Origin of the sequence: Scopulibacillus darangshiensis, assembly GCF_004341035.1 — a bacterium.
Lineage (GTDB): Bacteria > Bacillota > Bacilli > Bacillales > Sporolactobacillaceae > Scopulibacillus > Scopulibacillus darangshiensis.
This window is the reverse complement of record NZ_SLXK01000001.1, coordinates 15,996-32,394: the sequence shown is the minus strand read 5'-3', so window position 1 is coordinate 32,394 and position 16,399 is coordinate 15,996. Positions and strand designations below refer to the sequence as shown.

At 42.3% G+C, this 16,399-nt stretch carries 12 protein-coding genes; 4 read left to right on the top strand and 8 right to left on the bottom strand.

What is annotated here, in order from left to right; translation table 11 throughout:
- The first annotated feature begins 43 nt into the window (after window positions 1–43).
- On the top strand, window positions 44–841 hold the full coding sequence (locus EV207_RS00135) for an NAD kinase (protein ID WP_207902895.1): 798 nt from the start codon (window positions 44–46) through the stop codon (window positions 839–841).
- Between the two features lie 233 nt (window positions 842–1,074).
- On the opposite strand, the gene EV207_RS00130 is transcribed toward EV207_RS00135, so the two are convergent.
- The 7 genes from EV207_RS00130 to refZ form a co-directional block, all read right to left on the bottom strand.
- Window positions 1,075–2,670 (bottom strand): amidohydrolase, encoded by a 1,596-nt coding sequence (locus EV207_RS00130; protein ID WP_132742576.1) that lies wholly within the window; start codon window positions 2,668–2,670, stop codon window positions 1,075–1,077.
- An 87-nt stretch (window positions 2,671–2,757) separates the two neighbouring features.
- The gene (mbcS, locus tag EV207_RS00125; RefSeq protein WP_424511329.1) at window positions 2,758–4,329 is read right to left on the bottom strand and encodes an acyl-CoA synthetase MbcS; all 1,572 of its coding nucleotides are present in this window, start codon (window positions 4,327–4,329) and stop codon (window positions 2,758–2,760) included.
- Between the two features lie 159 nt (window positions 4,330–4,488).
- A complete protein-coding gene (locus tag EV207_RS00120) occupies window positions 4,489–4,689 on the bottom strand; it encodes an alpha/beta-type small acid-soluble spore protein (protein WP_132742574.1) in 201 nt (66 codons plus the stop codon).
- Window positions 4,690–4,973: 284 nt separating this feature from the next.
- Window positions 4,974–6,173: a tRNA uracil 4-sulfurtransferase ThiI gene (gene thiI / locus EV207_RS00115; RefSeq protein ID WP_132742573.1), complete on the bottom strand. Its 1,200-nt coding sequence runs from the start codon at window positions 6,171–6,173 to the stop codon at window positions 4,974–4,976.
- Between the two features lie 5 nt (window positions 6,174–6,178).
- Window positions 6,179–7,321, bottom strand: a complete 1,143-nt coding sequence (locus EV207_RS00110) for a cysteine desulfurase family protein (protein ID WP_132742572.1) — start codon at window positions 7,319–7,321, stop codon at window positions 6,179–6,181.
- Window positions 7,322–7,400: 79 nt separating this feature from the next.
- Window positions 7,401–9,089, bottom strand: coding sequence for a septation ring formation regulator EzrA (ezrA, locus tag EV207_RS00105; RefSeq protein ID WP_132742571.1), 1,689 nt, complete (start codon window positions 9,087–9,089; stop codon window positions 7,401–7,403).
- Window positions 9,090–9,425: 336 nt separating this feature from the next.
- Window positions 9,426–10,094 carry a forespore capture DNA-binding protein RefZ gene (refZ, locus tag EV207_RS00100; RefSeq protein WP_132742570.1) on the bottom strand — a complete coding sequence of 223 codons (669 nt, stop codon included), beginning with the start codon at window positions 10,092–10,094 and terminating at the stop codon, window positions 9,426–9,428.
- Between the two features lie 146 nt (window positions 10,095–10,240).
- Between refZ and EV207_RS00095 the strand changes: the two genes are divergently transcribed.
- From EV207_RS00095 to EV207_RS23330, 3 genes are all read left to right on the top strand, one after another.
- Entirely contained in the window at window positions 10,241–10,720 is a 480-nt protein-coding gene (locus EV207_RS00095; protein ID WP_132742958.1) for a GAF domain-containing protein, read from the top strand.
- A gap of 239 nt (window positions 10,721–10,959) precedes the next feature.
- Window positions 10,960–11,562, top strand: a complete 603-nt coding sequence (rpsD, locus tag EV207_RS00090; RefSeq protein WP_132742569.1) for a 30S ribosomal protein S4 — start codon at window positions 10,960–10,962, stop codon at window positions 11,560–11,562.
- A 317-nt stretch (window positions 11,563–11,879) separates the two neighbouring features.
- Window positions 11,880–14,531, top strand: coding sequence for a transglycosylase domain-containing protein (locus EV207_RS23330; RefSeq protein ID WP_243646893.1), 2,652 nt, complete (start codon window positions 11,880–11,882; stop codon window positions 14,529–14,531).
- A 42-nt stretch (window positions 14,532–14,573) separates the two neighbouring features.
- Here the strand turns inward: EV207_RS23330 and acsA are convergent, their stop codons facing one another.
- Window positions 14,574–16,292 carry an acetate--CoA ligase gene (gene acsA / locus EV207_RS00080; RefSeq protein ID WP_132742568.1) on the bottom strand — a complete coding sequence of 573 codons (1,719 nt, stop codon included), beginning with the start codon at window positions 16,290–16,292 and terminating at the stop codon, window positions 14,574–14,576.
- Between the last annotated feature and the right edge of the window lie 107 nt (window positions 16,293–16,399).

Sequence of the window (16,399 nt, the reverse complement as noted above, 5' to 3'; positions counted from 1 at the left end):
GGTAGGTTATACTAACAATAGGCGAATTTTAAGGAGGCACATAATGGAAGCACGGAATAAACTTTATTTTTTTTACAAAAATACAAAAAAATTGCATCCTCAAGTCGAAGAACTGAAGGCGTTTGCCGAAAGCCAAGACTTTCATCTTGTTAATGATCCTGCGGAAGCAAACATTATTACAAGTATCGGCGGGGACGGCGCCTTTTTGCAGGCTGTCCGCAAAACCGGCTTTAGGGATGACTGCCTGTACTTAGGAATCAGTACAGGCCAGTTAGGATTTTATTGTGATTTTAATATTAATGCACATAAGGACATGCTTGAGGCAATCAGAAATGAACAAATTGAAGTCAGAAAATATCCTATTATTCAAGTGGAGATTGATGGGGATACAAGACTTTATTGCCTCAATGAATGCTCGATCAGAACATCGACAATAAAGGTTTTTTCGATAGAGGTATATATTGATAATTTGCATTTCGAAACATTTAAAGGTGACGGTATGATCATATCAACACCTACCGGCAGCTCTGGTTACAACAAGTCAGTTAATGGGGCTGTTATCGATCCAAAAATCCCTTGTCTTCAAGTCAGTGAGCTGGCTTCCCTCAATAATAATTATTACCGGACACTAGGTTCTGCTTTTGTACTTAATCAAGAACGGGAGCTTACTCTTAAAATAAAAGAAAACATCAATAATTACCCGATTATCGGTCTGGACAATGAGGCATACAGCATCCGCTCAAACAAGGAAATTAAAATCACACTCCCTGATCGCAGAATAAAGACCGTAAAGTTAAAAGACAACTCATTCTGGCATAAGGTGCAAAGAAGTTTCTTGTAATTTAAAGAAAACTTGCCGATTGGCGAGCCTTTGGCGAAGACAGAGGCTTAGTTGCGACGCACAGGACGTGCTAGTACTGGCGTTGTAACAGGATGTTACGTCTTTAGCCAGTGCACTTATGTGCGTCAGAAAGGCTACTGCTTGCTACACTTCTTTGCTGCCTTGCGACAAAACGAAGTGGAGGAGCACTTATACGCTGTTTAACTCAATAAGACGTTTGAAGATATCACACTTCAAACGTCTTTCTTATACACAATTTGGTTATCGACAACCGTCATAAATACTCTGGCAGATAAAAAAGCCTCGGGTTGGATGGCAAATAAGTCTTTGGTAAGCACAGTAAAATCCGCTTGATAACCAGGTGCAATTTTTCCAGTTGCATTTTCTTTGCCAATCGCATGGGCGCTGCCCATTGTATATAATTCAATCGCCTGAAAAACACTCAGTTTCTGGCCCGGATAATAGGCTGTTTGATCATTGTATCCTGTGACACGGGTAACAGCGGCATGTATCCCCAATAAAGGGCTTGCATATTCAATTGGCGCATCTGAACCGCCCGCACATATTAGTCCATCCTCAATCAGCGTCTTCCATGCATAAGCATCCCACATCCTTGACTCGCCAAGCCTTTCCATTACCCATGGGAAATCTGATGTGACGAACAATGGCTGGATATCTATAATGGCCGGGAGTTGTTTGATCCTATGCCTTAGGTCAACCGGGACAAGCTGGCCATGAATGAGCCGATCCCTTAATCCGCTTGGCGGGGGATAAGCTTCAATAGCTGACACAGCATAATCAGTTGCCAAATCACCAATGGCATGAATGGCGACTGGCATATTAAAGTTGCGGGCTTTGGCTACCAATGCCTTTAAATCATCGGGTTGATGGATTGCCACCCCATTCGTTTCCGGGGCATCATTGTATGGCTGTCTCAGCAAAGCCGTTCTGCCGCCAAAGGCACCATCTGAAAATATTTTCATCGCTCCGAACTGGATATCACCAATTTCTTCACCTGCATGATAGCCTTCTTCATGCATATCATCGATAACCCCATGATGAACCAGAAGATTTAAGCGGAAACGGCGGTTTGTTTGGTTAAGGACACGCTGATAAGTGTCAAACGTGCGTTTAAACCCGCCATAACTATTTAAATCTTCACTATGACCTCCCACACAACCCAATGAAATAAGGTGGTCAAGAGCGATCTCACAAATCCGGTCAAGCTCATCATCAGACAACTCCGGGACGGCACAATCCAGCAAAAACTGGGCTTGATCAAGTAAAAGCCCTGTGGGCACACCTTTTTCGTCCCTGACAATAACCCCTCCGGGAGGATCTAGGGTATTTTCATCAATACCTGCGGCGGCAAGCGCTAACGAATTCGCCAATACTGCATGCCTGCATATTCTTGTCAGCATCATTGGATTGTGTGGTGCTATTGTATCTAATTCCCTCCTATGGAAAATTTTGCGGTCAATAAAATTATTCTCATTCCATCCTTCAGCAAAAACCCATTTTCCCGGAGGTGTTTCATGGACCCGCTCCAACAGCCGGTCCTTCATTTGTTCAGAAGACTTTACATGCGAAAGGTCAAGCCTTGTTAACTTTAAGCCGTAAGCAAGTATATGAAGATGGCTGTCAACGAAACCGGGATAAATGGTGTTTTTACCAACGTTAATGACATCAACAATCTCACTATTATAACGGTGCCGTATCTCTTTTTCCGTCCCCGTCATTTGGATAATGCCATTTTCCACAAAAATGGCTTCAGCGGTATCATTCTCGTCCTGCATCGTTCGAATATGGCCGATCCATAATGTTCCCATGCTATCGTCACTCCCCCAATGTTAAATGAAATGCCGATACATTATCGGCATTTCATCGTTCCATATAATTAAAAAATAGAGTAACCTTTAGTTCTGCGCTTCTTTTTGGCGAAGCTCTACCCTGCGGATTTTTCCTGACGTTGTTTTTGGAAGATCGTCCACAAATTCAATTCTTCTGGGGTATTTATATGGCGCTGTCAGCTTTTTGACATGATCCTGAAGCTCCTTTACTAGAGCTTCGTCCATGGCATCATCATTTTTTCTCAAGATCACATAGGCTTTAACGACATGTCCGCGAATTTCATCCGGAACCGCGATCACCGCACATTCCTTTACCTTAGGGTGTTTGACAAGTGCATCCTCCACCTCGAAGGGTCCAATTGTATAACCTGAGCTGATGATGATATCGTCAGAACGTCCTTCAAACCAAAAATAGCCGTCTTTATCCTTTGATGCCTTATCCCCGGTAACATAATAGTCTCCTCTAAATGCTGCAGCTGTTCTTTCCGGGTCCTTATAATATTCTTTAAAAAGTGCCGGTGTACTTCTATGTACAGCAATATCTCCTGGCTGCCCAACGTCGGCTGCATCACCTTCTTCGGTAATAATCTCCACTAAATTTCCGGGTGTTGGTTTGCCCATAGACCCCGGTTTGCCGGCCATATCCTTCGTTGTTCCGACAAGCAATGTATTTTCTGTTTGACCGTAACCGTCCCGGACCTCAACACCAAATACTCGCTTGAAGGTTTCAATTACTTCTCGGTTCAACGGTTCACCAGCTGACACAGCACTTCGAAGCTTTTCTAAATTATAGGATGATAAATCATCGACCTTGGCCATTAAGCGATATTCTGTCGGGGTACAGCATAACACGTTTATATTGTTTCTTTCCAAAAGCTGCAAATAATCATTTGGATCAAAAGGTCCTTGATAAAGAAAGCCCGTTGCACCCGATCCCAATGTTGAGATAAATGGACTCCAAATCCACTTTTGCCAGCCAGGTCCTGCTGTTGCCCAAACGACATCATCATTTTCAATACCTAACCAGCTTGATGATGCTGTTCTTAAGTGAGCATATGCCCAGCCGTGTGTATGGACCACGCCCTTAGGCTGCCCTGTTGTGCCTGAGGTATACGATATGAAAGCCATATCATCACGAGATGTGTCAGCTGCCTTAAAGTTCTCGGATTGGTCCAGGACTAAGGTGCCAATCGATAACCATCCTTGTTGTTTGACGGGCTGGGAGCTGATCTTAAGCGCTAAGCAGGCTTCATCATCTTTAGCAATCCTATCAACTAATGAATGGTGAACGACCACGGCCTTTGCTTCAGCATGGTGAATGCGATAATTCAAATCTTTCGGCCGCAGCATCTCGGAACATGGGATCACCACTAGCCCCGCTTTTAGCGCTGCAATATAAACCGCATATGTGTCAAGATCCCTTGGCATCATTATTAGAATACGGTCACCTTTTTGCATGCCTTTTGCAATCAATCCATTGGCCAGTTGATTCGCTTTTTCAATAAGATCTGTATATGTAATGGATGCTTTATTTCCGTCGTGATTCTCACATATTAAAGCCAGTTTCCTTGGATCCGCCGCGTGTTTTTCAATTTCTTTAGTCAAATTATATTTCTCAGGTGCGATTAAATTTTCCACGATGATCCCCCCAATTGTTTCAATATACCTCTATTATATAAAATACTATCAATATTTTGAAGATTTACGGCGTAACTTTTGATTATAAAATTATTCCATAGAATTTGAAAAGAGCGGCTGATTGCCGCTCTTTTTAAGCCATTAATTATAAAATTGTTATTATGCTTGACGTCCACCGAATTGTTGTTGTGCAGTCGCAACAAGACGCTTAGTGATTTCACCACCAACAGAACCGTTGGCGCGAGAAGTCGTGTCAGCACCAAGTTGTACGCCGAACTCCTGAGCGATTTCCATTTTCATTTGGTTAAGTGCTTGTTCAGCACCAGGGACAAGAATTTGATTGCTATTGTTGTCAGCCATTTATCTCACCTCCTTGTGTCTTTAGAATCTGCTTTAATGAGTTTTCTCATTCATTTATTTCTTGGTAATTATTTCTTTTTTGTTACATTAAAAAGGGGGATCCTAGCCATTGAAAAGTTATAGGACTCAGTTTCCGCTATTTGCTCAAAATCCACGCAAATAACCTCTCAAATACCCGAATAGCTGGACCACAGTACGATAAAAATCTTACTTAGACGAATAACTTATGATCTATCCAAAAGTTACAAAGAGTCTGCAGCATTTCTGCCGCAGACTCTTTAAATTTAAAGTAATTGATCGATAAAATCCTTATCATTATGCTTTCCAATTTCAATTGTCTCAACCCCCGAGATGGCTTCTTCAATTAGGTCATCAATTGGGAGATACTGCTCGAATTTATTGGCATTTTTCCGGTTTGGCTTAGTTTTGGGCGCAGCAGGGAGAAAAATAGTGCAGCAATCTTCATAAGGACGGATGGAAATATCATACGTTTCGATTCTATTTGCTATCGCCATGATTTCTATCTTGTCCATTGACAATAATGGCCGCAGAACCGGTAAATTTGTCACCTCATTAATTGTATTCATACTGTCAAGTGTTTGACTTGCCACCTGCCCTAGGCTCTCACCGGTCCCGATAGCGAGAGCATTTCTTTTTTCAGCTAATTTTTCGGTTATGCGCATCATCATTCGCCGCATAATCGTCATGCTGTAATTTTCCGGCATTTTATCTCTAATGGCGATTTGGACATTCGTAAATGGCACAATATGCAGCTTTACCTTGCCCCCGAAGTCTTGGAGCTTTTCAGCCAGATCAATGACCTTTTGTCTGGCACGGTCATTTGTATAAGGCGGGCTGTGAAAATGGACAGCTTCAATTGTTACACCGCGTTTTAGAAGAAGGTAGCCTGCTACTGGGCTGTCAATTCCGCCTGATAGCATAAGCAAGACTCTTCCAGCAGTACCAACAGGCAATCCGCCTGCCCCCCGATATTCTTTCCCGTAAATTCTTGTTTCGTGGTCCATAACTTCAACTCTCAGATCAAGATCGGGATGATGAACATCAACGGTAATATTCTCGGTATTTGTTAAGATGTGTCCGCCAAGAACGTGATTTAATTCATTAGATTTAACAGGAAATCTTTTGTTCTTCCGCTTTGCAGAAATCTTAAACGTTCTGACATTAGGTTCGTTTTGAATAATCTCCAGTGCTTTTTCTTTTATGCTTTCAATATTGTTTTCAACCTTCAAAGCGGGCCGGATGAGGTGGATGCCGAATATTTTGGTAAGAACCTCGGCAACCTCTTGATATGATTCCCCGTTCAATTGAATGTCGATATTATCAAAATGCTTTTTTATCTTTAAGTTGGGAAACGGCCTTAGTTTTTCTCTCACCGTTTCATCTAATTTATATATAAACCGCCGTTTATTTTTACCTTTTAAAGACAGCTCACCGAATCTGATGATTAAGTAATCATAGATCAAACAAATCACCCCATTACACTTTTCAATTCGTTTATTTTTTTATTAAAAATGTCTAAAAACCTGTCAATCTCATCACTGGTATTTTCAAGAGATAAACTGATCCTAATAGCATGTGCTGCTTCATCTTCTGGAATACCCATGGCTAAAAGCACTCTGCTTGCTCCGCCCTCTCTTGAGGAGCAGGCGGATTTGGTTGACACGTAGATATCATCCTCTTCCAGGGCATGGACAAGGACCTCTGCTTTAATGCCCTTAATAGTGACATTAATAATATGTGGCGCAGAGAACTCAGCAGGTGTATGAATGATCAGATCATCATTGGTTTCGAAGGATCTGATCATCTTATTTTTTAGGCATTTGAGGTCATCAAGATGTCTCTTAGACGTCTCCAAATTGATTCTAAGGGCTTTGACCATCGCTGCAATACCAGGCAGGTTTTCTGTTCCCGCTCTTCGATTAAGTTCTTGGCTTCCCCCTGAGAACAATGGAGACAACGAGACACCGCCTCTGACAAACAGCAGCCCCGTCCCCTTTGGGCCATGAAATTTATGGCCGGAAATGGTGCACAAATCTATACCGTATTCTTTCAGGTTCAAAGGCACCTTGCCAATCCCCTGAACATGATCAACATGGAAAAGTGTCGCCCGCTGCTCCTTAAGCCACTCACCAATCTCTTGCAGCGGCTGAACAGTTCCGACTTCGTTATTGACATGTATAATTGAAATTAATATCGTATCTTTTCTGCATGCTTTCTTCAAGTCTTCAAGATTTACTCTGCCTTTATGATTAACTGGTAAATAGGTGACTTCAAAGCCGGCGTTCTCCAGCTGTTTGAAGGCATTATAAGTGGCAGCATGTTCAATTTCGGTTGTGATGATATGCTTTCCCCTTTGGCTGTATGAAAGTGCAACACCTTTAATTGCCAAATTGTTCCCTTCTGTTCCACCGGATGTAAAAGTTATCTCACTTGGCTTGACGCCGAGAAGCTCTGCCGCCTGGGTTCTTGAGCGCTTCAGCATTTCTTCTGACAGACCACCTAATCCGTGAATCGATGACGGGTTGGCAAAAAACTGGTTGGATACAATATTAAATGTTTCAAGCGCCTCAGGATAAGGCTTGGTTGTCGCGCTATTATCAAGGTATATCATTGCTTTTCTCCTTTATATCCTTATTATCTACATAGTCAATAAGAAAGACTCCCTTTGTATCTAGGAGCCTCGCCATTTATCATTCAGCAGCATAAAGTTCGATTTTTTTAAAAATATCGGGTTCTACCTTTTGAACTGCCGCTGCCGCAATTTCAACCGCTTCGCTAAAATTATAACTTCTAAAATATTCTTCAGCACGCTTGAGTTCGTCATTAATCTCTGGATTGCCGCTGCGGTAACGATTGCCGTATTGTATAAGCTGTTCAGCAAGCTCCGCATCATCAACAAGACCATTTGTTTTTTCGCAAACATTTCCAACCTTTTCGTCGGCATCATCTAGGACCTGTAAGACCGACGACATTTCTAACGGTTTTTGTTCAAGCTTATTGTTAACTTCTGAAAGAAGATCTTGTGCTTCCTCCAAGATTGTTGCATAAGAATAAGGGATACCAGGCAAATTGCTTTTTTGGACAATCCTTCGAGAATCCTGCAATTTTTGGCGGAGTTTTTGCAGTGTCTCTTTTGCCATTAGTTCATCTTTTCTTAGTGTTGTCATGCGTTCCTTGAATTCGTCGGCAGAATCCCGCAAAGCATTTATGTCGTGGCGCATATCCTCCAATTTTTCTAGAACGATACTGAACGCTTCTGTCTTTTCTCTGAAAACATCATCAACTTCGGAAAAGTCTCTTTCCAATTTTTCAAATGCTCTTCCAATATCATATTGCACCTTAAGATCCTCTGATTCAATGCGGTAGCTCTGCTGAACAATTTTTGTCTCATCATCGAGTTCAGTCACTTTTTTTCGGACGATCGCTAAATCTTGCTCGATAGCCGGGGCCGTCTCAAGAAGCTGTCTTCTCGCTCCGACCTCTTTTTCCATATGTTCATATAACCAATCCACTTGTTGATGCATCATGGCAACACTTTCTGCCGCTTCACCAAACTCTGAGTGCTCCATAGCTTCATCTAAAACAATCAGCTGTTTCTCCATTTCATCCACCTGCTCCTCCACTTGAAGGTGGCGCAGGACATAACCTTGTCCGCTCATCTCATAGTAGCCTTCACGGAGTTCCTTCAATTGATCGGGCAGTTTATTGTGCAAATCCTTATATAACTTGGGAATGGTTTCCATTTTATCCCTGATCGATTCCAGCTGATTTTTAATATAAATTAACACTTCTCTTGCTTTAATATAGTTGCCATTTTCTGTTTCGTTTTCATATTCTTTAAATCCCAGTTCAATATCATGAATCGTTTTTTCAAGATAAGGCACGGTGTTTTTAAATTGGCTTTGTTTTGTAATCATATCCTTTTTGGTTTGATGGTAGACCTCTTTAATTTCAACAATGTCGGTCCGATTTTGGTGTTCACTGTCCACAACTTCATGAAGATCATTCAGCATTTGGGCAATCCGTTCTTCAGCGCTGTTCAGGTTGGTTTCCAGTTGCGAAAGGATATGCCCCGCCTTTCGAAAGCGGTATTTGTCGGCTGCTTCTTCTGCATCAAATAATTTTTCTTCGACAGCGGGCAGTTCGCTCGTTACGATTTCATCCCAGTCGGATCGCCATGTTTCAAACTTCTTTTCTGTCTCTCCAACCATTTTGAGCTCTTTTACCCTGGCAATTTCTTCTGTAACCGGACGGTTCGTAATATCTATTTTCCACGATTCATATCGATCAATTTGACTGTATACTTTCTTCCTCATCCACGTCCCATAACCTATAATTAGAATGAGTAATAAAATGAGTGCTATAATGACATAAAGCATTTGGAAGTTCCCCCATTCTCCCACGTGACAATCGCTATAATAAGTTAAAATACTATTAAATCTATATTCTAGATATGTATAGTCTTAAAAGTAATACAAAAAGCGACGAAAAACAATCATTTACGCAATTATAATGATACCATGGATTACACTTTTTGACTAAATTAATTTATGCTTTTCTTTTAGACATTTGGCCATAAAGAAAACTCGCCGATTGGCGAGCCTTTGGCGAAGACAGAGGCGTAGTTGCACTTATGTGCGTCAGAAAGTTATACTTTCTGATTAACTAAAGAAACCCCCCGCTGGTTAACAGGGGTTCTTCATGTTGCGATCAAATTAGTATGCTCTTGCATGCGGCAGCACATTCACCCGGTAATGATCATGACTTTTCAAGATCTGTCCGACCCAATGCTCAATAAACTTGAGATACGACCGCCTAAAATATCCATCGTTCGGCTGTAAGAAAAAGACCTTTCGAATATATTGAGGCTGCAGGAATGGCATAATAATCATGTCCCTATATTGCATTACAAGCAAATCGACCGGGATTTTCCTTATTTGGCGCCTTTTTGCGGCTTCAAGGAAAATTTTCTCCAAAAGATACTTCTCCTTCATTAAATAAGTTGCCATTAGCTCTCTGACCAAGACCGTATCAAGCGTCATTTCCCTATGAACAAACCGTGATAAATAAAAGCAATCCTGTTGATATGCAATTAGACGGTCAGCAATTTTCATTAACCTGCCGCTAATTTTTTCCTTTTCTAAGTCTGTTTCCTGGAAGGCTTCCTCCAGCGTCTGAATATAACCCTCCAAAAAAGTGGACATCAAATGCTCAAGCAGACCGCTTTTGCCGCCAAAATAATAGGAAACCAAAGCAATATTCACACCCGCTTCTTTTGCAATCGCCCGAATTGAGGTTCCGCTGTAACCATTCATGTTGAACAACTTTACCGCTGACGTGATCACTTCTTCCTTAGTCTGTTGTCCCTTGCTTTTTTGAACCATACGATCACCTCATTATAGTTTCTATATTATTAGACATTCGAGGACAAATGAGACTCACCTTTATAAATCGCTCGACAAATCAGCTGAAAGTTTCTGCACATTTTGATAAAATATTATTATTTAAATAGGAAATCGGGGGAATTATGATGTTTTCTGTCAATACTTATACCGGAACACTGGAAGAAAATTACGAGCTTGTCATCAAACAGCTAAAAGCGCTCATTGAAGATGAGCCAAATCAGGTGACAAATTTGGCTAACGCTTCCGCACTGCTCAATCAATTTCTAGACAATATTAATTGGGTCGGTTTCTATCTCACTGAAGGCAACCAACTTGTTCTTGGACCATTTCAAGGTTTGCCTGCATGCGTTCGCATTCCGAATGGGAAGGGTGTATGCGGGACAGCGGCAAGTGAAAATCGAACGATGCGGGTTGCTGATGTTAATCAATTTCCTGGTCATATCGCCTGCGATTCGGCTTCACAGTCGGAAATTGTTGTTCCCATAATAAAAAATGGCACGGTCCTTGGTGTCTTGGATATTGACAGTCCGACAACAGACCGGTTTACTGAAACAGATCAGCTTTATTTAGAAAAATTTGCAGAGACCCTGACAAAATACCTTTAAACAGCAATAGCTTCTTGACATGATCTAATAAAAGAAGCTATAATGTTCTTTGTGTAAAATGAGGCAGTGCCCAACTGACCTATGAAGATACCCTCTTTATTATGTTCCTCATAACCTTGAGGTGCATCGCGTAACTCTTCACTGCCGAGTGAGGGTGCATGAAAACATAATGACTTCATAGATGAATGAGTTGGATCTGTCATTTTATGCAACTTTAAAATGACAAAGGAGGAGTCATCATGGCTCGCTATACTGGTCCATCTTGGAAGAAATCACGCCGCTACGGCATATCCTTGAGCGGAACGGGTAAAGAACTGGAAAAACGCCCTTATGCTCCAGGTGAACACGGTCCAAACCAACGCAAGAAACTGTCTGAATACGGTTTGCAACAACAAGAGAAGCAAAAGCTTCGTTTTATGTACGGTCTTAACGAAAGACAATTCCGCCGCACATTCGACGACGCAGGCAAAATGAAAGGTGTACACGGTGAAAACTTCATGATTCTTCTTGAATCACGTCTAGATAACCTTGTTTATCGCCTTGGTCTTGCCCGTACACGCCGTCAGTCACGTCAGCTTGTTAACCATGGCCATATTACAGTTAACGGGGGCCGCGTAGATATTCCATCTTACCGCGTGTCAACCGGCGATGTCATTGGTGTGAGAGAGAAATCCCGCAACCTTGACATCATTAAAGAAGCGATTGAAGTAAACAGCTTTGTTCCCGAATATGTTACGTTCGACGAAGATAAGTTAGAGGGTACTTACAACAGACTTCCTGAACGTTCCGAACTTCCTGCTGAAATTACTGAAGCGCTTATTGTCGAATTCTACTCTCGTTAATTGAACGCGAAAAGCTGTCCGGTCGATTATATCGTCCGGACTTTTTTTCTTTCTTTTTTAAGAATAATTAAGTTCGCTAAAGCGAAAAAGCGGATTAAAGTATAAGAGCAACTAAGGCATTCGCCATTAAGGGCTTGGCGATAAGCCAAGTTTTCTTTACATCCACATTAAATTCTGCAGAATTTGTCGTTTTTTCCATGCTAAGACTTGCAAGATATTCGTTTTAAGATAAGATAAAAAGAGCTTCTATTATGACCAGATCATAATAGTTCTTACATACTAGCATCGTTTACTAAAGGTGTACGAGGAGGGGTGTCATGGCTTTTCAGCCAAAAGATATAAAGACATTCTTTGAAAAAACAGCGTCATGGCTGACTGAGAAAGGGGTACTACGCTCCGCGCGGTTCGGGTCCAAAGTCATTTGGAATTCATTCCTAATTATTGTGTCTGTTTGTTTTGTCGGGACCTTCTTCGCGGGCGGTATAGCAGCGGGCTACTTTGCCTCCCTTGTAAAAGATCAGCCTGTATTAAATTATGAAACGCTAAAAAAAGATATCTATCACTATTCGGAGACGAGTGAGCTCTTTTTTTCCGGAAATGTGCCGCTCGGTAAGCTTCGTTCAGATTTAACCAGAACAAATATCAGTCTAGACAAAGTCTCGCCTACGCTGATCCATGCCCTGCTTTCCACAGAGGATGAACTCTTTTATGAGCATGAAGGTGTTGTCCCTAAAGCAGTATTTCGGGCCGCATTTCAAGAACTGACTCACCAGCCGATTGTAACCGGCGGCAGTACGCTGACCCAGCAGCTCGTAAAAAACCAAATATTAACCAATGAGGTGTCCTTCGAGAGAAAAGCAAAAGAGATACTTCTGTCACTAAGGGTCGAAAACTTCTTCAGCAAAAATAATATATTAGAAGCGTATCTGAATGTTGTGCCATTTGGCAGGAATGCGTCTGGCCAAAACATCGCCGGAATCAGTGCCGCAGCGCATGGTGTGTTTGGCGTGGCACCTAAGGATCTTAACCTGCCCCAGGCAGCTTTTCTTGCCGGCATGCCAAAGAATCCTTTTTCCTATACGCCATTTGAAAATCATGGCGGTGTAAAAAAGGATATTTCATCAGGGGTTGCCAGAGCTCATTTTGTATTAAAAAGAATGCTTGTTGCGGGTTATATTAATAAAGGTCAATATGAAAAAGCCTTAGCCTATGATTATAAGAAACATTTCGCCAAACCAAAACAGAGTCCAATGGAGGAGTATCCTTATCTTACGAATGAAGTCGAGAACCGATCCAAAATTATTCTGGCCAAGCTTGACGCGAAGCAGCAAGGATTGAACGGTGAACAAGTATACAAAGACTATCGTACCTATAAGAAAATGGATTACTTGGCCAAGACAGATCGCCATCATAGAAGCATTAAAGAGATTACCAAGGCCAGAGGCTTTAACTATAGCAAGCTTAAGGATCAGTACGATCTCTTCAATGAGCTGCTCAAAAACGCCGATAATCAATTACGGGTTAAGGGCTATAAAATTTATACAACGGTAAATAAAAAGATTTATGATGCGATGCAGAAAGCGGAGAATAACTATTCCAATTATGAGCCTGATAAAATTGAGATCGTAACAGATCCGAAAACAGGCAAAAAGAAAAAGGTCCACCATCCTATGGAGCTTGGTGCCGTTCTCATCAAGAATGACACGGGTGAAATCATCAGTTTTGTCGGCGGCAGGGACTTTAAGCTTTCCCAAGTTAACCATGCGACCCAAACCAAACGGCAAAACGGCTCGACAATGAAGCCGCTGCTCGTCTATGCTCCGGCATTGGAGAAAGGTGTAATCCAGCCCGGGGAAATTGTTGCTGATTTGCCGTATAAACGCTATATTAACAGCTCGGGCGATTTTTATGAACCACACAACTACGGGGGACGATACCACGGCTTCGAAACCGCGCGCAGAGCGCTGGCAGAATCGCACAATGTCCCTGCGGTCCGTCTCTATACCAAGTTACATCCGGCCAGTGGGAAACCGGCCCAGAATCTTAAGAAGATGGGCTTTACATCTCTGTTTAATTCCGACATGCACAATTTGTCGACAGCGCTCGGTGGTCTGACAAGAGGTGTTACGGTGGAGGAAAATACCAATGCTTATACCACCTTTGCCAACGATGGCAATTTCATTGATGCTTTTATGATAAATAAAATTGTTGACAAAAACGGCAATGTCATTTATCAGCATAAAGTGAAGCCAGTCCATGTCTATTCGCCGCAAACGGCCTACCTTATGCTTGATATGATGCGGGATGTCATCCATGGCGGAACAGCCAGAAGCTTGTCCTCCTATTTGAAGTTTTCAACGGATTGGGCAGGTAAAACCGGAACATCACAGGATTGGCGTGATTCGTGGTTCGTCGCCACCAATCCAAATGTGACTATGGGCATTTGGACTGGCTATGACAAGAAATATACATTGAATCATGATCTATATTCGAGGCATACCCAGCAATTATGGGCTAGATTTGCAAATGCTGCCTATGATATTAAACCCAATCTGATGGACCCTGCTGAGCGGTTCCATATGCCTGCGGGGATCGTCCAAAGAACATTCTGCGGCATCAGCGGTCAAAACGTGACCAATTTATGCCAAAGGGCCGGTTTCGTAAAAACGGATCTATTTAATGAAAAATATGCACCATCACGTAACGGTCATGCTCTTGTGCAAAACGGCTCTGGTGTGACATTGAGGAAGTCATTTATCAAGTCCCATTATCCGTACCTCGATGAAAGCGGTATGACTGACGAGCTATGGGGAACGCTTAATCCGCGTGCTCCAATACCTAAGGAGCAGCCTAAGGCTAAACAAAGGAAGAAGCCTGAGGAAAAGCCTAAGCCTAATAACAGGACCAAGCCTAAAGAAAAGCCGAATAAACATAAGCCGGCGGATAAAAAGAAAAAACCGGAAAATTAATTCAAAAGAACCCCCTCAAAGGGGGTTCTTTTAATATATTGTTTAATCTTCCATAGTTGATAAATCACCCGTAGGAAGATCCAATTCCCATGCCTTTAAAACACGGCGCATGATTTTCCCGCTTCTTGTTTTCGGCAGCTTATCACGGAACTCAATTTGACGCGGTGCTGAATGAGCAGCCAAACCCTTCTTCACGAAAGTCCGAATCTCTTCCTTCAAATCATCATTTTCATCATAACCGTCACGCAGGGCAATAAAGGCCTTAATGATTTCGCCTCTGATAGGATCAGGAATGCCTATAACCCCTGCTTCGGCGACAGCTGGATGTTCGACAAGCTTGCTTTCAACCTCAAATGGCCCGACCCGCTCGCCGCTCGTCATGATCACATCATCAATTCTGCCTTGGAACCAGAAGTAGCCATCCTCATCCATATAAGCTGAATCTCCTGAGACGTACCAGCCGCCAGATGTAAAATAAGATTGATATTTTTCGTCACGGTTCCAAATCGCTCTCATCATGGATGGCCAGCCTTTTTTAATGGCAAGGTTGCCCATGGTATTCGGTTCAACCTCATTGCCTTGATCGTCAATAATCGCCGCTTGAATGCCAGGAAGCGGTTTCCCCATTGAACCAGGTTTTAACGGCAGTGTCGGGTAATTGCTGATGACCTGAGCACCTGTCTCCGTCATCCACCAGTTATCATGAATCCGTTTTTGAAAGACTTTATAACCCCACTTAACCACTTCGGGATTAAGCGGTTCACCGACACTCAAGACATGTCTTAGACTTGACAGATCATACTTCTCAACAAGTTCTTCTCCCGCACCCATGAGCATCCTGAAAGCGGTCGGAGCACTATACCACACCGAAACGCCGTAGTCTTCGATTGTTTGGTACCAATCCTCCGGACTGAAGCGCCCGCCCCGAATAACATTGGATGCACCATTAAGCCAAGGCGCAAATATACCATATGACGTTCCCGTTACCCAGCCTGGGTCCGCGGTGCACCAATAGACATCATCCTCTTGTAAATCGAGGACCCACTTGCCTGTCTGGTAATGCTGGATCATCGCGTTATGGACATGGAGCACTCCTTTTGGCTTGCCTGTTGAACCGGATGTATAGTGGAGAATAAACCCGTCTTCTCTATCTACCCACTCTATATCAAGATTCGTGCTGGCCTCTTCCATCCATTTATAATAATTAATAAAGCGCCCTTCCTCCTTCACATCATCCCCTACCAGAACAATATGCTTAAGATGAGGCAGGTCTTCATAAGGGACACGGTCGATAAGGTCAGGCGTTGTAACAAGAACCTTTGCTTCACTATCTTCCAGACGGTCTCTCACCGCATTTTCCATGAATGCTTCAAATAGGGGCCCAGCAATAGCACCGAGCTTAACCGTACCTAATAGGACAGCATAAAGCTCCGGGGATCTAGGCATAAATATGAACACCCGATCACCCTTTTCCACATCTGCAGCGCTCTTTAGAACATTCGCTGCCTTATTGGTTAATTTTTTCATTTCATGGAAAGTGTATTTTTCATTCCTTGAAGAATCAGAAAAATATAAGGCTACTTTATTTTTTCTTTCACTCTCAGCATGGCGATCAATTGCTTCGTATGCCAAGTTAACCTTTCCAGTCTTGCTCCAAGTGAAGGCTTCTTCTACCTGTTCCCAGTTAAAGTTCTCTCTTTCTTTTTCGTAGTCTTGTAAATTATGCTTTCCTGAGCTTGCGGGTAATGTATCGTAACTCATTAACTATTCCTCCTTACCTGAATGCTTTTACACTTTCATTATAGTATATTGTTAATCATTTCTCAAAAATTTAAAATAATATTACTCATTTGGCAATTTGGTTTGTA

Coding starts and splice junctions, on each gene's coding strand:
- EV207_RS00135 (WP_207902895.1), top strand. CDS start 44: ATGGAAGCACGGAATAAACTTTATTTTTTTTACAAAAATACAAAAAAA.
- EV207_RS00130 (WP_132742576.1), bottom strand. CDS start 2,670: ATGGGAACATTATGGATCGGCCATATTCGAACGATGCAGGACGAGAAT.
- EV207_RS00120 (WP_132742574.1), bottom strand. CDS start 4,689: ATGGCTGACAACAATAGCAATCAAATTCTTGTCCCTGGTGCTGAACAA.
- EV207_RS00110 (WP_132742572.1), bottom strand. CDS start 7,321: ATGATATACCTTGATAATAGCGCGACAACCAAGCCTTATCCTGAGGCG.
- ezrA (WP_132742571.1), bottom strand. CDS start 9,089: ATGCTTTATGTCATTATAGCACTCATTTTATTACTCATTCTAATTATA.
- refZ (WP_132742570.1), bottom strand. CDS start 10,094: ATGGTTCAAAAAAGCAAGGGACAACAGACTAAGGAAGAAGTGATCACG.
- EV207_RS00095 (WP_132742958.1), top strand. CDS start 10,241: ATGTTTTCTGTCAATACTTATACCGGAACACTGGAAGAAAATTACGAG.
- rpsD (WP_132742569.1), top strand. CDS start 10,960: ATGGCTCGCTATACTGGTCCATCTTGGAAGAAATCACGCCGCTACGGC.
- EV207_RS23330 (WP_243646893.1), top strand. CDS start 11,880: ATGGCTTTTCAGCCAAAAGATATAAAGACATTCTTTGAAAAAACAGCG.
- acsA (WP_132742568.1), bottom strand. CDS start 16,292: ATGAGTTACGATACATTACCCGCAAGCTCAGGAAAGCATAATTTACAA.